General features: G+C 31.8%; 16 protein-coding genes. All 16 read left to right on the forward strand.

Going from position 1 to position 16,852, the window contains the following annotated elements; all coding sequences use genetic code 11:
- Nucleotides 1–33 precede the first annotated feature (33 nt).
- The 16 genes from NYQ10_RS04875 (at nt 34) to NYQ10_RS04950 (ending at nt 16,849) form a co-directional block, all read left to right on the forward strand.
- Nucleotides 34–1,494 carry a DUF5687 family protein gene (locus NYQ10_RS04875; protein ID WP_289879142.1) on the forward strand — a complete coding sequence of 487 codons (1,461 nt, stop codon included), beginning with the start codon at nt 34–36 and terminating at the stop codon, nt 1,492–1,494.
- A gap of 67 nt (nt 1,495–1,561) precedes the next feature.
- Complete coding sequence (locus tag NYQ10_RS04880) at nt 1,562–2,257, forward strand: ABC transporter ATP-binding protein (RefSeq protein ID WP_289879143.1); 696 nt, start codon at nt 1,562–1,564, stop codon at nt 2,255–2,257.
- An 89-nt stretch (nt 2,258–2,346) separates the two neighbouring features.
- Complete coding sequence (locus tag NYQ10_RS04885; RefSeq protein WP_289879144.1) at nt 2,347–4,959, forward strand: tetratricopeptide repeat protein; 2,613 nt, start codon at nt 2,347–2,349, stop codon at nt 4,957–4,959.
- Between the two features lie 12 nt (nt 4,960–4,971).
- Complete coding sequence (locus NYQ10_RS04890; protein WP_289879145.1) at nt 4,972–5,370, forward strand: bactofilin family protein; 399 nt, start codon at nt 4,972–4,974, stop codon at nt 5,368–5,370.
- Nucleotides 5,351–5,578 carry an AtpZ/AtpI family protein gene (locus NYQ10_RS04895; protein WP_276171475.1) on the forward strand — a complete coding sequence of 76 codons (228 nt, stop codon included), beginning with the start codon at nt 5,351–5,353 and terminating at the stop codon, nt 5,576–5,578. The genes NYQ10_RS04890 and NYQ10_RS04895 overlap by 20 nt, the downstream gene beginning before the upstream one ends.
- Nucleotides 5,579–6,146: 568 nt before the next feature.
- Nucleotides 6,147–7,298 carry a F0F1 ATP synthase subunit A gene (gene atpB, locus NYQ10_RS04900; RefSeq protein ID WP_289879146.1) on the forward strand — a complete coding sequence of 384 codons (1,152 nt, stop codon included), beginning with the start codon at nt 6,147–6,149 and terminating at the stop codon, nt 7,296–7,298.
- A gap of 102 nt (nt 7,299–7,400) precedes the next feature.
- Nucleotides 7,401–7,592, forward strand: a complete 192-nt coding sequence (gene atpE / locus NYQ10_RS04905; protein ID WP_207298407.1) for an ATP synthase F0 subunit C — start codon at nt 7,401–7,403, stop codon at nt 7,590–7,592.
- Nucleotides 7,593–7,719: 127 nt separating this feature from the next.
- The gene (locus NYQ10_RS04910) at nt 7,720–8,220 is read left to right on the forward strand and encodes a F0F1 ATP synthase subunit B (protein WP_184158751.1); all 501 of its coding nucleotides are present in this window, start codon (nt 7,720–7,722) and stop codon (nt 8,218–8,220) included.
- Between the two features lie 4 nt (nt 8,221–8,224).
- The gene (atpH, locus tag NYQ10_RS04915) at nt 8,225–8,758 is read left to right on the forward strand and encodes an ATP synthase F1 subunit delta (RefSeq protein ID WP_289879147.1); all 534 of its coding nucleotides are present in this window, start codon (nt 8,225–8,227) and stop codon (nt 8,756–8,758) included.
- A 38-nt stretch (nt 8,759–8,796) separates the two neighbouring features.
- The gene (gene atpA, locus NYQ10_RS04920) at nt 8,797–10,374 is read left to right on the forward strand and encodes a F0F1 ATP synthase subunit alpha (protein ID WP_057115505.1); all 1,578 of its coding nucleotides are present in this window, start codon (nt 8,797–8,799) and stop codon (nt 10,372–10,374) included.
- Between the two features lie 73 nt (nt 10,375–10,447).
- Complete coding sequence (gene atpG / locus NYQ10_RS04925) at nt 10,448–11,308, forward strand: ATP synthase F1 subunit gamma (RefSeq protein ID WP_289879148.1); 861 nt, start codon at nt 10,448–10,450, stop codon at nt 11,306–11,308.
- Nucleotides 11,309–11,877: 569 nt separating this feature from the next.
- On the forward strand, nt 11,878–12,327 hold the full coding sequence (locus NYQ10_RS04930) for a GNAT family N-acetyltransferase (protein WP_289879149.1): 450 nt from the start codon (nt 11,878–11,880) through the stop codon (nt 12,325–12,327).
- A gap of 95 nt (nt 12,328–12,422) precedes the next feature.
- On the forward strand, nt 12,423–13,883 hold the full coding sequence (locus NYQ10_RS04935) for a lipopolysaccharide biosynthesis protein (protein WP_276175656.1): 1,461 nt from the start codon (nt 12,423–12,425) through the stop codon (nt 13,881–13,883).
- Between the two features lie 29 nt (nt 13,884–13,912).
- Nucleotides 13,913–14,347, forward strand: coding sequence for a dUTP diphosphatase (dut, locus tag NYQ10_RS04940; RefSeq protein WP_289879150.1), 435 nt, complete (start codon nt 13,913–13,915; stop codon nt 14,345–14,347).
- A gap of 84 nt (nt 14,348–14,431) precedes the next feature.
- Complete coding sequence (locus tag NYQ10_RS04945; RefSeq protein ID WP_289879151.1) at nt 14,432–15,448, forward strand: sugar phosphate nucleotidyltransferase; 1,017 nt, start codon at nt 14,432–14,434, stop codon at nt 15,446–15,448.
- A gap of 48 nt (nt 15,449–15,496) precedes the next feature.
- Complete coding sequence (locus NYQ10_RS04950; protein ID WP_289879152.1) at nt 15,497–16,849, forward strand: tetratricopeptide repeat protein; 1,353 nt, start codon at nt 15,497–15,499, stop codon at nt 16,847–16,849.
- The last annotated feature ends 3 nt before the right edge of the window (nt 16,850–16,852 follow it).

Consider the following 16,852-nt stretch of genomic DNA (forward strand, 5'->3'; position numbering starts at 1 on the left):
TCTCTTACTACAAAAATACTAAAACCATAAACCATGATTAAGAAGTTTATTTACCTTGAATGGAAAGCTTTCATTCGATCGGCATCATTTGGTAAAAACCTGGCAATGAAAATTCTAATAGGTTTTTTCATGATCTATTTTTCAGTGATTTTTATCGGAATGGGCGTTGGAGCATTTTATGTTCTAAAGGATATGAAATTAGAACCTTTGGTAACAGTCAACAAATTTTTAGTTTATTATTTTTTGTTCGATCTGGTAATCCGATTATTATTGCAATCAATTCCTGTTTTAAATATTAAACCGTTATTGATAATGCCTTTTAAAAAACCGACAATTGTTCATTTTTCATTAGGAAAAACGATGCTGTCATTTTTTAATTGGGTTCATGCTTTATTTTTTATTCCGTTTTCGATTGTACTAATTTTAAACGGATACGATGTTGTCGGAATTGTTTTCTGGCATTTAGGAATTATGGCATTCATTTATATCAATAATTTCCTGAACATTATTTTAAGCAATATCGACAAATTGTTTGCTTTGTTTGTTGTTGCTATTTTGGCTTTCGGAGGAGCGCAATATTATAAATTGTTTGATATAACGGTATTTACAACTCCGTTTTTTCAAAACTTTTACGATATAGAAGGTGTATTTTTAATACCAATATTAGTATTAATCGGATTGCATATCTATACTTTTAAATATTTTAAAAAGAATTTATATCTAGATGCAGGACTTTCTGTAAAACAAGATGAAGCTTCTACAGAAAATCTTACTTGGCTTAATCAGTTTGGAACTTTGGGAACTTTCCTTAAAAATGACATCAAACTTATTAAAAGAAATAAAAGATCGAAAACGACAATTATTATGAGCGTTATCTTTTTATTCTACGGATTGATTTTTTTCGGAAACTCACATCAGCCAGCTATGATGCACATTTTTGCCGGAATATTTGTTTCAGGAGGATTTCTATTTGTCTTTGGCCAATTTGTTCCGAGTTGGGATAGTTCATATTACCAATTAATGATGACTCAGAATATTCCGTACAGAAATTATATCACTTCAAAATGGTGGCTTATTGTTATTGCAACATTTGCCTCGACAATATTGGCATCTTTTTATCTCTTTTACGGATGGGAAGTTTATCTAACTATTGTTGTTGGAGCGATTTATAATATAGGTGTAAATTCTCATTTGGTTCTTTTAGGTGGCGCTTTCACTAAAACACCGATTGATTTGAGTAATGCAGGCGGAGCTTTTGGAGATAAAAAAGCTTTTAATGCAAGCGCTATGCTTTTGTCTTTGCCTAAAATTTTATTGCCAGTGGCCTTATATGGATTAGGAATTTATTTTGGAGACAAAATGATTGGTTTGGCTTTAGTAGCCGGCGCAGGTATTCTTGGATTTGTATTTAAAGAAAAGGTATTTTCTTTAATTGAAAAAAGATACAAAATTGAAAAATACAGTACGATAAGTGCTTATAAACAAAAGAATTAATTAGAAAATTTGTCAATTTGAGAATGAGAGAATTTCATTCTTTAGAAATCTAAAATCAACAATTATTATGATACAAGTAAATCAACTTTCAAAAAAATATAACGGAACAACAGTTTTAAACATTAGCAATCTTGATATTCCAAAAGGACAAAGTTTCGGATTGGTCGGAAATAACGGAGCAGGAAAAACAACTTTTTTCAGCTTACTTTTGGATCTTATTCAACCTACAACCGGATATATAAAAAGCAATGATATTCAGGTAAATACAAGCGAAAACTGGAAATCTTTTACAGGTTCTTTTTTAGATGAAAATTTCCTTATCGGATATTTAACACCGGAAGAATATTTCTACTTTATTGGAGATTTGCGCAATCAGAATAAAGCAGACGTAGATGCTTTGTTGGCAAAACATGAAGAATTTTTTAATGGAGAGATTTTAAAAAACAAAAAATACCTTCGAGATTTATCAAAAGGAAACCAGAAAAAAGTTGGAATTATTGCAACACTTATTGGAAATCCAGAAGTTGTAATTTTAGACGAACCTTTTGCAAATTTAGATCCAACAACAGTTAGCCGATTGAAAAAAATTATTAAAGAATTGGCAGAAAATCCAAATGTAACAGTTTTAGTTTCAAGTCATGATTTGCAACATACTGTTGAAGTTTGCGATCGAATAGTGGCGCTTAATAAAGGCGAAATTGTAAAAGATATTCAGACTTCAAAAGAGACCTTACAGGAACTAGAATTGTTTTTTGCGGTATAGCATTTCTATATTTCAAAAAGAAGCGTATTTTTACAAATGAATATACTAAAACTGATTTTTAGTAGTTATCTGTTTTAAACTCTTTTCTATTGAAAAAGAATACTCTTAAATATAGTTTTACTCTCGTTTTTTTATTGCTTTTGATAGCTTGTTCTACCAAAAAAAACACTTTTTTGGCTAGAAGTTCGCATTCTATCGGGACCAAATATAATATTTTGTACAATGGAGGAATTGGCTTAGATAAAGGTCTTCAATCTATTCAGGCCAATAATCAAGATAATTTTTGGAAAATTCTGCCAATAGAAAAAATGCAGTTCGACGAAAATTTTTCTGAAGGAGAAAAAGCCAAAAATCCTGATTTTGAAAAAGCAGAAACAAAAGCTACAAAAGCGATTCAGAAACACTCCATGAATATTGGAGGAAGAGAGAGAAACTGGCAGATTGACGAAGCGTACCTTATGTTAGGAAAAGCGAGATATTACGATCAGCGCTTTATTCCTGCAATTGAGGCATTCAATTATATTTTGTACAAATACCCAGAAAGCAACAATATTTACATTGCAAAAATCTGGCGTGAAAAGACCAATATGCGTTTAGGAAACGATGCAATTGCTCTTAAAAACATTAAAATTTTACTTAAAAAAACAGATTTAGACAAACAGACTTTTGCCGATGCAAATGCTCTTTTGGCTGAAGCATTTCTGAATTTAGAACAAAAAGATAGTGCCGTTGCCAAACTAAGAATTGCGGAACAATTTACCAGAAAAAATGAGGAACGCGCTAGATATCGCTTTATTTTGGGACAAATGTACCAAGGAGAAGGAAAAAGAGATAGCGCTAATTATTTTTATGATGGTGTAATTGATTTAAACAGAAAAGCAGATCGTAAATACATGATGCATGCTTATGCAAAGAAAGCTCAGATGTATGATTATGAAAACGGAAACGATACAATTTTCTTAAAAATGTACAATAAGTTAGTTGCAGATCGTGAAAACCGTCCTTATTATGATGTGCTTTTTTATGAGATGGGTAATTTTTATGATAAAAGAAAAGATAATAAAAACGCTCTCGTTTTCTATAATAAATCATTAGCAAGAAAATCAAAAGATCCGTATTTAATGGCTTCTGCTTATAGAAATATCGGAAACATGTATTTTAAAAATACAGAATATATAATGGCAGCAAAGTATTATGACAGTACTTTGGTTAAGCTAGATCCTAAAACTAGAGAATACGCTTTTATTGAAAAAAATAGAAAAAACCTTGATGAAGTAATAAAATACGAAGCAATCGCAAAACGTAATGACAGTATTATTAAGGTTTACAACTTGCCAGCAACAGAAAAGAAAGTTTATTTTGAAAACTATATTGCAGAGCTAAAAAAGAAAGACGAAGCTAAACGACTTTCAGAAGAAAAAGAAAGAGAAAGATTAGTCAATATTGATTTAAATTCTCAGGCAGAAGTTTCTGGAAACGGAGCCGTTAATCCGCAATCTTTAGGTAAATCTTCTGTTCCTGAATTAGTTGGTGTGCCTCCAGGTTCTAATGATAATGTAAGCACATTTTATTTTTACAACCCAACAACAGTTGCTTACGGAAAACTGCAATTTAAAAAAATGTGGGGAAGCCGAACTTTAGGCGGTAATTGGAGATTGTCAGGAGTAAAATCTGCAAATGATGCAGCATTAAACGATACGATTAAAAATCAAGAAATTGCAAACGCAATAGCAGATACGGTTGTTGTAGAAAAATATACAGTTGCTTATTATGTAAAACAGCTTCCAACAACTCAATCGGCTATGGATAGCATAGGCAAAGAACGTAATTTTTCATATTATCAATTAGGACTTATATATAAGGAGAAGTTTAAAGAATATAAATTGGCCAGTGACAAATTGGAACAGTTATTAAAAAACAATCCAGAAGAAAAGCTAGTATTGCCATCGATGTATAATTTGTATAAAATCTATCAAATTACAGATCCGGCAAAAGCAGAAGCAATGAAAACTGAAATCTCGTCTAAATACCCAGAATCGAGATATGCCCAGATTTTAAATAATAAATCAGACGATTCAAGTTCGAGTCCCGACAAAGAGTATTATAAATGGTATAAACTTTTTGAAGAAGAAAAATTTGATGAAGTCTTGGCGAATATCGATAATTTAATTAATCAATATTCAGGAGATGATATTGTTTCTAAATACGAATTATTAAAAGCCAATACTTTAGGAAAAGTAAATGGTTTGGAAGCCTATAAAAAAGGTTTAGAAAATGTCGCCGACAATTATCCGAATAGTGAAGAAGGTAAGAATGCGAGAGAAATTCTAGAAAAACAAGTTCCTATCTTAGAAAAGATGGCCTTTACAGATGTAGACAATAAAAATTGGAAAATTTTGTATAAAGTTGCTAATACAGATACAAAAACGGTCGAAAAAATTAAAGAGGCAATTAGAGTATTTTTGTTAGTTGAAAACTTCGAAAGATTAACAACATCTGTAGATAAATACAATAAAACGGAAAGTTTTGTAGTTATTCATGGTTTAAAGTCTGAAGCTTATGCTAGAGATATTGCTGGAGTTTTCAGAGATGATAAAAAATACAAAATTGCCGATCCGTCAATAATTATATCAACGGATAATTACAAAATAGTACAGATCAAAAAGAATCTAGACGCATACTTGACCCCAAAAGCCCCTTAAATCTTAACCGCCATGTTTGAAAAAGTAAAAAAAAACGGAACTGAACAATTAGGAAAAACGAATAGAATTGTAGAAGGAACATCAATAATAGGAGATATCGTTTCTAAAGCCGATTTTAGATTAGACGGCGAATTGATTGGAAATTTTACTTCGCAAGGCAAAATCGTAATTGGCGCTAAGGGATCTGTAAAAGGAGAAATAATCTGTAACAATGCCGATATCGAAGGAGAGTTTCACGGAAAAATAAAAGTTCTGGAAATCCTTAATATCAAGTCTACTGCTCAAATTCATGGAGAAGTAGCAGTAGGAAAACTTTCAATAGAACCAGGAGCAGACTTCACAGCAACCTGCACAATGCTTGCCCATTCAAATCAGGTAATAATGTTAGAAGATGGAAAAGGAGCCGAATAAAAATAGAGGAAATAAATGGATAGCACTCATTAATATTCCCATTCAAATGGGTGTTATCATATTTTTGTTTTCTTATCTCGGAACCTGGCTAGACGAAAATCATCCAAGCGAAAAAGTTTACTATAACAAGATCTTGGTTATGGTTGGCGTTGCATTAGCACTATATAATGTTATACGTCAGGTAAATGAGATTAATAAAACAAAGTAAATAAAGTTTAAAAACAGCTTTAAATAATATCGCATCTTTGCAAAAAAAATATTCAAGATGTTTTTAAAGAAATATAAACTTGTTTTTCATTTAATTATTCTCGCCTTTGCTTCCTATATAATACATAAAGGAGTTTTCTTCATTTTTAAAATTAACGGCCAAAACTTTTTCTACAGTTTAGAAGTCTTGTATCTTATTTTTCTATTTTTTTCTACCTTATTATTAATACTAACATTAAAATTCCAAAAGGATAAATTTGATAGTATTGGAATGTTCTTTATGTTGGGAACTTTTGTTCAAATGTTTATTTACTACGGATTTTTACGACCAATTTTATCAAACAACATTTCTCACGGCTCTGTTGAAAAAACTAATTTTTTTATAACATTTCTTCTGTTTTTGTTATTTCAGACGCTTTTAACTGCCCGATTATTAAATGAAAAGCGTTAAAATAACAATTCTTTAAAACAAGGTTTAAAAATAATTTTTCATATCCTTTTGAATATTAATAAAAAATGTACCTTTGCACCAAATTTTAGAAACGTAAAAAATAAGATTTTCCACAGATATGGTGATTTCAAACAAACCACTCAGATTTATTCTTGCAGCTTTAGTAGCTTGTCTTCCACTAATGAGTTTTTCAAATACTGAAAAAGACTCTACGCATGTTCAAACTGAAGTAGCCCATGAAGGTGCTGCAGAAGGACATCATGCAGAGCCAACAGATGTTAAATCTAAGATTAAAGCATTTATTGGTCATCACGTTTTAGACTCTCATGATTTTACATTAACGCAAGATGATGAGACAGGTAAATATTATGGTTTCCCATTACCAGTAATTCTTTGGGATAATGGTTTACACATTTTTTCTTCTTCTAAATTTCACCACGGACACGAAGTAGCTGAGTCAAATGGAAATTTTTATGTGATTAATCATCACGATGGAAAAATCTACAGAACAGATGCTAAGGGTACAATTACTGAAGATGAAAAAACAGGTCACCCAACAAATGTTCGTCCGTTAGACTTCTCAATTACAAAAACGGTACTTTCTATTATGGTTGCCGCTTTATTAATGTTTTGGTTATTTACAAGTTTAGCAAAATCATATGCTAAAAACGGAGGAATTGCTTCTGGAGTTGGAAGAATTTTCGAACCTTTAGTACTTTTTATTCGTGACGATGTTGCGATTCCAAACATTGGTGAAAAACATTATAAGAAATACATGAGTTATTTATTAACTATATTTTTCTTTGTATTGTTTTTAAATATTTTCGGACTAACTCCACTAGGGATTAATGCTACAGGAAACTTTACAATTACATTCTCTTTAGCAATCCTTACATTCTTAATCACAAACATTTCAGCAAATAAAAATTACTGGGGTCACATTTTCTGGATGCCAGGAGTACCAAAACCAATGAGAATTATTTTGGCACCAATTGAATTGTTAGGAGTTTTCATTAAGCCATTTTCATTAATGATTCGTTTGTACGCAAATATCTTTGCGGGTCACATCGTATTAATGAGTATCATTGGATTGATGTTTATCTTTAAAAGCTGGATTGGAAGTACATTATCTTTCGGATTATCATTTGTACTTTCTATACTAGAAATTCTAGTAGCATTTTTACAAGCCTATATTTTTACAATGCTGTCTGCACTTTATTTTGGTTCAGCAGTAGAAGAGCACCACCACGAAGAGGAGGGGCACCACTAAAAATTAGATTTCAGAGTTTAGATTTCAGATTTATTTCAATCTAAAATCTACATTCGAAAATCTAAAATCAAATTGAATGTTTAATTTTTAATATATACAAATATGAACGGTTTAAATTTCGTAGGAGCTGGATTAATCGTAATCGGAGCTGCATTAGGTATCGGTAGAATTGGTGGTTCAGCAATGGACGCTATCGCTCGTCAACCAGAAGCTTCAGGAAAAATCCAAACAGCTATGCTTATCGCTGCTGCACTTATTGAAGGTATTGGTTTCGCTGCATTATTCGCTGCTTAATTAAAACACAAAAAACAATAGTTGCAACGGTTGGTTGTAACTATTGTTTTAAAAATAAAACATTAAAAATAAAATTGCTCTTCAAGACAATTTAAAAGATATAATTTAAAATTTATAATTCTATATAATGGAAAAGTTAATAAATCAGTTCGAGTTCGGTTTGTTCTTTTGGCAAGTATTAATATTTGTTGGATTAATTTTCTTGTTGAAAAAATTTGCATGGAAACCAATTCTTGATGCAGTAAATGATAGAGAGCAAGGAATTAAAGATGCGTTACTTTCTGCAGAAAATGCAAGACAAGAAATGCAAAATTTACAAGCTGATAACCAAAGAATTTTGAATGAAGCTCGTGCAGAACGTGACGCTATGTTAAAAGAAGCTCGCGAAATGAAAGAGAAAATGATTGCTGATTCTAAAAATGAAGCTCAAGCTCAAGGTCAAAAAATGATCGAACAAGCTAAAGCGGCTATCGAAAGCGAAAAAAACGCTGCTATGGCAGAATTGAAATCTCAAGTTTCAACTTTATCATTAAGCATTGCTGAAAAATTATTGAAAGAAGAATTATCTAACAAAGAATCTCAAACTAAATTAGTTGAGAAAATGTTAGGTGACGTAAAGTTAAACTAAGACTATGGCAAGTACAAGAGCAGCAATTCGTTATGCAAAAGCAATTTTGGACTTAGCAAACTCTAAAGGTGTTGCCGAAGCTGTAAATAACGATATGAAATCAATTGCAAATGCAATTGAAACTAATGTAGAATTGAGTACGTTTATTGAAAACCCAACAACAACTGTTGAAGTTAAACAAAGTGCTCTTTTAGAAGTTTTCTCAAATGTAAATGGTGTAACTAAAGGGTTATTTCAATTATTATTCGAAAACAAAAGATTTGAAATTTTAAATGCAATTGCTGTTGAATATAGTAAAGTATATGATGAAAGCAATGGTGTTGAAGTTGCAAAAGTGACAACTGCAATTCCTATGGATGCAGAATTAGAGGCTAAAGTTTTGGCAAAAATTGCGACTTTATCTGATAAAAAAATTACAATTGAAAATATAGTAGATCCAGCTATTATCGGTGGATTTATTTTAAGAATAGGTGACAAGCAATACAATGCTTCTGTTGCAAACAGATTACAAGTATTAAAAAGAGAGTTAAGTAATTAGTTTTTATAACACAAAAAGTGTCTAAATTATAAATTAAGATGGCGGAAATCAAACCTGCTGAAATTTCAGCAATATTAAGAAAGCAAGTAGAAGGTTTTGAATCTGGTGCTACGCTAGAGGAAGTAGGAACAGTACTTCAAGTTGGAGACGGTATTGCTCGTGTTTACGGGCTATCTAATGTACAATATGGAGAGTTAGTAGAATTTGATAACGGTATGGAAGGTATCGTATTGAATCTTGAAGAGGATAATGTTGGGGTTGTACTTTTAGGGCCATCAACTGGACTTAAAGAAGGATCTACTGCAAAAAGAACTCAACGTATTGCTTCTCTTAAAGTAGGTGAGCAAATGGTAGGACGTGTTGTTAACACGCTTGGTTTTCCAATTGATGGAAAAGGACCAATCGGTGGAGACTTATACGAAATGCCTTTGGAAAGAAAAGCACCTGGTGTTATCTTCCGTCAGCCAGTAACTGAACCATTACAAACAGGAGTAAAAGCAGTTGATGCTATGATCCCAGTTGGTCGTGGACAGCGTGAGCTTGTAATTGGTGACCGTCAAACAGGTAAATCAACTGTTTGTATTGATACAATCTTAAATCAAAAAGAATTTTACGATGCAGGAAAACCTGTATTCTGTATATATGTTGCAATTGGACAAAAAGCTTCAACTGTAGCAGGAATCGCTAAAATGTTAGAAGAAAAAGGAGCAATGGCTTATACAGTTATCGTTGCTGCTAATGCTTCTGATCCAGCTCCAATGCAAGTTTATGCTCCATTCGCTGGTGCTGCAATTGGAGAGTACTTTAGAGATTCAGGTCGTCCTGCACTTATTGTTTATGATGATTTATCTAAACAAGCTGTTGCTTACCGTGAGGTTTCTCTTTTATTAAGAAGACCACCGGGACGTGAGGCTTACCCTGGAGACGTTTTCTACTTACACTCTCGTTTATTAGAGCGTGCTTGTAAAGTAATCGCTGATGATGGTATCGCTAAAAACATGAACGATTTACCAGATTCTATCAAATCTATCGTAAAAGGTGGTGGTTCATTAACTGCTTTACCAATTATCGAAACTCAAGCTGGTGACGTTTCTGCATATATCCCAACAAACGTAATTTCTATTACAGATGGTCAGATTTTCCTTGATGGAGATTTGTTCAACTCTGGGGTTCGTCCTGCAATTAACGTAGGTATCTCTGTATCTCGTGTTGGAGGTAATGCTCAAATTAAATCTATGAAGAAAGTTTCTGGAACTTTAAAATTAGACCAAGCTCAATTCCGTGAATTAGAAGCTTTTGCTAAATTTGGTTCTGACTTAGATTCTGTTACTTTAAACGTAATTGAAAAAGGAAAAAGAAACGTTGAGATCTTAAAACAAGGTTTAAATGATCCTTATACAGTTGAAAACCAAGTAGCTATTATCTACGCTGGTTCTAAAAACTTATTAAGAAACGTTCCTGTAGAAAAAGTAAAAGAATTTGAAGCTGATTTCTTAGCTTACTTAAACAGTAAACATAAAGATACGCTTAACGCGTTGAAAGCTGGTAAATTAGATGACAGCATTACAGATGTTATCGAAAAAGCAGCAAAAGAAATCTCAGCAAAATATAACTAATTTTAGTTGACGGTTGTTGGTTGATTGTTTTTAGTAACTATCAACCAACAACTAACAACCAATAACTATTTACATGGCAAATTTAAAGGAAATCCGTAATAGAATTACTTCCGTTTCATCGACGATGCAGATTACATCGGCTATGAAAATGGTTTCTGCTGCAAAGCTTAAGAAAGCACAAGATGCAATCACTGCAATGCGTCCTTATGCCGAGAAATTAACGGAGTTATTGCAAGATCTTTCTGCTACACTTGAAGGTGAAGTTGGAGGAGATTACACTACACAACGTGAAGTAAAAAAAGTATTGTTAGTAGCGATAACTTCAAACAGAGGTTTATGCGGTGCTTTCAATTCAAATATTATTAAAGAGATTAAAAACCGTACTGAATTTTACGCAGGAAAGCAAGTTGATGTTTTTGCTATTGGTAAAAAAGGAAATGATGCTTTAAGCAAAACTCATAAAGTTCACGGTCATCATAATGCAATTTTTGATCATTTAACTTTTGAAAATGTTGCTGGAATTGCAGATAATTTGACTGAGAAATTTTTATCTGGAGATTATGATAGAATTGAGTTGGTTTACAATCAATTTAAAAATGCAGCAACTCAAATTGTTCAAGTAGAGCAATTTTTACCGTTAGCTCCTATCAATTCTGACAAAAATGTTTCTGCTGGAGATTATATTTTTGAACCCTCTAAAGAAGAAATTGTTTTGACTTTAATTCCTAAGTCTTTAAAAACACAATTATATAAAGGTATCCGCGATTCATTTGCTTCTGAGCACGGAGCTCGTATGACTGCTATGCACAAAGCAACAGATAATGCTACTGAATTAAGAAACCAATTAAAATTAACTTATAACAAAGCTCGTCAAGCTGCGATTACAAGTGAGATTTTGGAAATTGTTGGTGGAGCAGAAGCTTTAAATGGATAATCAATTCCATTAGATATAAAATAAAAAGCCAGCATTTGCTGGCTTTTTATTTATTGGAAGTTTTCTTTTTTAAAAATAATTTTATAAAATGGTGATTCTCAAATTATTCAAAAGTTGAGAATCACTACCATTTTATAAAAATAGACAGATAACTCTGTGTGCTTTGTCTTTCATGGGAACAAACTAGCTTTATTAATCCCAATGCTCTGTTTTTTTAAGGGTTACATTTCAGCAGAATCAATCCCTTTTGCTTTGTCTTTTATGGGAACAAACAAGCTTTATTAGTCCCAGTGCTCTGTTTTTATTAGGGTTACAATACAGCTGAATCAATCCCTTATGCTTTGTCTTTTATGGGAACAAACAAGCTTTATCAGTCCCAGTGCTTCCTTTTTTATAAGGGTTGTATTTAGCTTTCTCAATCCCTGTGAAACAAATTTAGGAAAAGACTGTCTAAAAAAAGTTACATAATTTTCATGTCTAATTTATATATTTCACATGTCTTTGATTTTTAATTATATAACTATTAACTAAGAAATTAATTATTTTTGATTATATTAAAGCAAACTGTAATGAATCACCAACTTATAAAAGAACTTACTACCATTCCTGAAATGTTAGCTCAAATAGGTACAATTAGATTTCTATATCCAAATATAACTTTAGAAAAATATGAATCTTTTCTTTTGGAAATGCTTCCACACAACTATACTCAAATTGCTGTTTTTGAAAATGATATTTGTGTAGGACTAACAGGTTGCTGGTCTGCAACAAAATTATGGACGGGAAGATATTTAGAAATAGATAATTTTGTTGTAAATCCAGATCACCGTTCTAAAGGAATTGGAAAATTGCTTACTGATTATATAGAGAAAAAAGCAATGGAATTAAATTGCAGCAGTATTGTTTTAGATGCTTTCACCGGAAATTTTGGAGCGCATAGATTTTACTACAATCAAGGTTACGCGCCAAGAGGGTTTCATTTTGTAAAAATTTTGGACGAAAAGAAAATGACTGTTTAAAAACAAACAGAACTTTATTTTATTGCTTCAACAAAAACATCATTAAACAAAAGAAATGGTTATTTTTGTCTTACAAACACTATTACAATTATATTTTGGGATTATATAAAAATCTATTTAAGCAAACAGCAATTTACGGTCTGGCTACAGTTTTACCAAGAATGCTAAGTTTTTTATTAGTGAGATTATATACAGGAATTTTACCAACTGCAGAGTATGGAGAAGTTTCAATTGTATTATCTTGGATGGTTTTCTTTAACGTAGTTCTTTCTTACGGAATGGAAACGGCTTTTTTTAGATTTTATAGTGCCGAAGATGATAAGAAAAATGTAATTGCAACTTCTACAATTTCAATATTTTGGACTTCAATTATCTTCCTTTTTGTTGCTTTAATTTTTAGGAATACGTTAGCCAATCTTGCAGAGGTAGATGTTCAATATATTACGTATACCGTTTGGATTTTGGTATTAGATGCATTGGTTTTAATTCCGTTTTCTAAATTAAGAGCCAATCAAAGACCAATGGTTTATGCGGCAATTAAGATTGGAAATGTCGTTATTAATCTTCTACTTAATATCTTTTTCTTAATGTATTTGCCAACGTTGGCGGCAGAAAATCCAGGTTCTGTTTGGGACAATTTATATGTAGAAAACTTTCAAATCGCTTATATTTTCATTGCGAATCTTCTAGCAAGTTTGGCAACATTTATAGTTCTTTCTCCAAATTATCTTTCGCTTGGACGAAAATTCGATCCAGAACTTTGGAGAAGAATGATGAAATATGGTCTCCCAATTTTGGTTGCCGGATTAGCTTTTGCCGTAAACGAACATTTCGATAAAATCTTATTAGGTTATTTACTTCCAGAAAATCTAGCAAAATCTGAGGTTGGAGCTTATTCAGCTTGTTACAAATTAGGATTGTTTATGGTTCTTTTTGCAACAGCTTTCAGATTAGGAATTGAACCTTTCTTTTTCAGCCATGCAAAAAATGAAAATGCTCCGCAGACTTATGCAGTAATTACAAAATACTTTGTGATATTGGGATCTCTAATTTTATTAGGCGTGATTGTTTTTGCGGATGTTCTAAAATACCTTTTATTAGACAATAAATCGTATTGGGAAGCAATGAAAGTTGTGCCACTAATCATTTTGGCGAATTTCTTTCTTGGAATTTATAACAACTTATCGGTTTGGTATAAACTAACCGACAAAACAAAAATTGGAGCTTACATTTCTATAGTTGGTGCAATTGTAACTTTGGTTCTAAATTATCTTTTAATTCCGAAATACAGTTATTATGGTTCTGCAATTGCAACCATTTCTGCTTACGGAAGTATGATGCTTATTTCTTATGTTTTAGGAAATAAATATTATCCAATTCCTTATGACATGAATAAAATTGGCGCTTATTTAGGAGTTTCTATATTATTTTCGATTATCTCGTTTTACGGATTTAGAGAAAAATATTATGTTGGAATTCCGCTTCTTTTAGCCTTTATGTATTTGGTTTATCATTTCGAAAAAGATACTATAAAAGGAATAATGAAAAGAAAATAAGACACTTATAAAAAATATTTATTTAAAAAATGAAAATACAAATAATCAATAAATCTCAGCACGATTTACCAAACTACGAAACAATTGCTTCTGCAGGAATGGATTTACGTGCCAATATTTCTGACGCAATTACGCTAAAACCTTTAGAAAGAGCTATCGTAAAAACAGGACTTTTTATCGAATTACCAATTGGTTACGAAGCGCAAGTAAGGCCAAGAAGTGGTCTAGCAGCAAAAAAAGGTGTAACCGTTTTAAATTCGCCTGGAACTATTGATGCAGATTACAGAGGAGAAATTGGTGTAATTTTAGTAAATTTATCTAATGACGATTTTGTAATTGAAAATGGAGAAAGAATTGCACAGCTGATTATTGCAAAACACGAAAGAGCAGAATGGATCGAAGTTGAAACACTTTCTGAAACATCAAGAGGTGAAGGAGGATTCGGAAGCACTGGAGTAAAATAAATTTCTGTAATAAACAGAACAAAAAAAAGAAAGACCAAACCCCTTGAAGATTTTTTCAAATCTTCTTATAAAATCAAATAAAGAATGAAAATAATTGTGCCAATGGCAGGCCGTGGATCAAGATTAAGGCCTCATACATTAACTGTTCCAAAACCATTAATTCCTGTTGCAGGTAAATCTATTGTACATCGTTTAGTTGAAGATATTGCCAAAATATTAAAAGAACCAATTGAAGAAGTGGCTTTTATTTTAGGAGACGAAGCTTTTTTTGGAGATGATGTTGTAAATAGTTTAGAAGATTTGGCTAAAGGATTAGGAGCAAAAGCTGCTATATACCGTCAGGATCAACCTTTGGGAACGGGTCACGCAATTATGTGTGCAAAAGATTCTCTTTCTGGACCAGCGGTAATTGCTTATGCAGATACTTTAATTAGAGCAGATTTTGAATTAGATCCAGAAGCAGATGCTGTAATTTGGGTAAAGCAAGTTGAACAGCCAGAAGCATTTGGTGTTGTAAAACTAAATCAAAATAATGAAATTATTGAGTTGGTTGAAAAACCAAAAGAATTTGTTAGTGACTTAGCGGTTATCGGAATTTATTATTTTAAAGAAGTTGGAGTTTTAAGAAATGAACTTCAAAATGTTTTGGATAATAACATTCAAAATGGTGGAGAATACCAGATTAATGACGGTATCAAAGCGATGATGGCAAACGGAAAAGTTTTCAAAACCGGAAGCGTTGACGAATGGATGGACTGCGGAAACAAAGATGTTACTGTAGAAACAAATACAAGAATGCTAGGTTTTCTTCATAACGATGGAGAGCACTTAGTAGATTATGGTGTGAAATTAGAAAATTCAACAATTATTCCTCCTTGTTATATTGGAGAAAATGTTGTTTTGAAAAATACAACTATTGGTCCAAATGTTTCTTTAGGAAATGGATGTCATGTAACAGATAGCAGGATCAAAAACAGTTTGATTCAGACTTATTCTCAAATCAAAAATGCTGATTTAGATAACGCAATGATCGGAAATCACGTAAGTTACGACGGTAAATTTACTAGTATTAGTATTGGTGATTATGCTGTTTTAGAATAAAATAAAAAAGAAGAAAGTTTCGTTTTTGTTTAAAATGTATTTTTCCAAATGATTAGAAAAAGAGTTTTTACAGTTTTGCTTGTTGCTTTTTTTAGCACATCGTTTTCGGTTTTTGCTCAGACAGAACCCGAAGATATTGCTATGGCAACAGACGAATATCAAGACTCATTTTATGAATCATTAAAACAAAAAGGAATCGAAAATTACGATAAAGCAATTGTGTCATTGGAAAAATGTATCAAACTAAAACCCAATGACGCAGTCGCTTATTTTGAATTAGGCAAGAATTATCTAGCGCTTAAACAATATCAAAATGCGCAAGATGCTTTTGAAAAAGCAACACAGCTTGATCCTAAAAATAAATGGTTTTGGCTCGGAATTTACGATGTAAGTTATGAGACGAAAAATTATGCTTTGGCGATTGAAATCATTCAAAAAATTATTGTTTTTGATGAAGAATACAAAGATGACTTGATTTCGTTGTACATGATTACCAATCAGTATGATAAAGCGCTAACAGCGATAAACGAAATGAATGATAAGTTTGGAAAATCTTCTGATCGTGAAATTTATAAAGCGCAGATTTTATCGCAAGGAAAATATCAAAATGCAGAAATTGACAATCTGATTCAGCAGATTAAAAAAGATCCAAAAGAAGAATCAAATTATTTGAATCTAATTCTTTTGTATTCGAAAAATAATGAAAATGAGAAGTCTTTAGAAGTGGCCAAACAATTGGCAAAAGAAATTCCGAATTCAGAATGGGCTCAAGTAAGTTTGTTTAAAACTTATTTAGATGCAAATCAAGCAGATAAAGCTATAAAATCGATGAATATGATTTTAGCAAGCTCAAAAATTGATTCAAAAATTAAACATAGAACGTTGAATGAATTTTTGATTTTTGTAAACAAAAATCCACAGTATTCTGCCGATTTAGAAAAAGCAATCTCTTATTTTGATAACGATAAAGAAGTAGATGTTGCAAAAGAAATTGGAAAATTTTATCATAGCAAAGGTCAGTTCGAAAATGCAATTAAATATTATGAAAAAGATTTAAAAGCACATTCAGATACAGATCTTGAAACGAATATGTTATTGTTAGAAGCATATTCTCAGATTAAACAATACGATTTAATGACCAAAAGAGCCATGATGCTGATTGAAGTTTATCCGAGTCAGGCGCAGTTTTATTATTATGCTGGTTTGGGAAGCAATCAGACGAAGCAGTTTAAAAATGCGAAAACTGTTTTAGAAATGGGACTTGATTATGTTGTTGATGATGCAAAATTGGAAGCAAATTTTAATATTCAATTAGGAGAAGCGTATAATGGATTGGGAGATGCCAAGAAAAAAGAGGAATACTTTTTGAAGGCTAATGAATTATTAAAAAAGAAAAAATAAAGA

Source organism: Flavobacterium johnsoniae (genome assembly GCF_030388325.1).
GTDB classification, from domain to species: domain Bacteria; phylum Bacteroidota; class Bacteroidia; order Flavobacteriales; family Flavobacteriaceae; genus Flavobacterium; species Flavobacterium johnsoniae_C.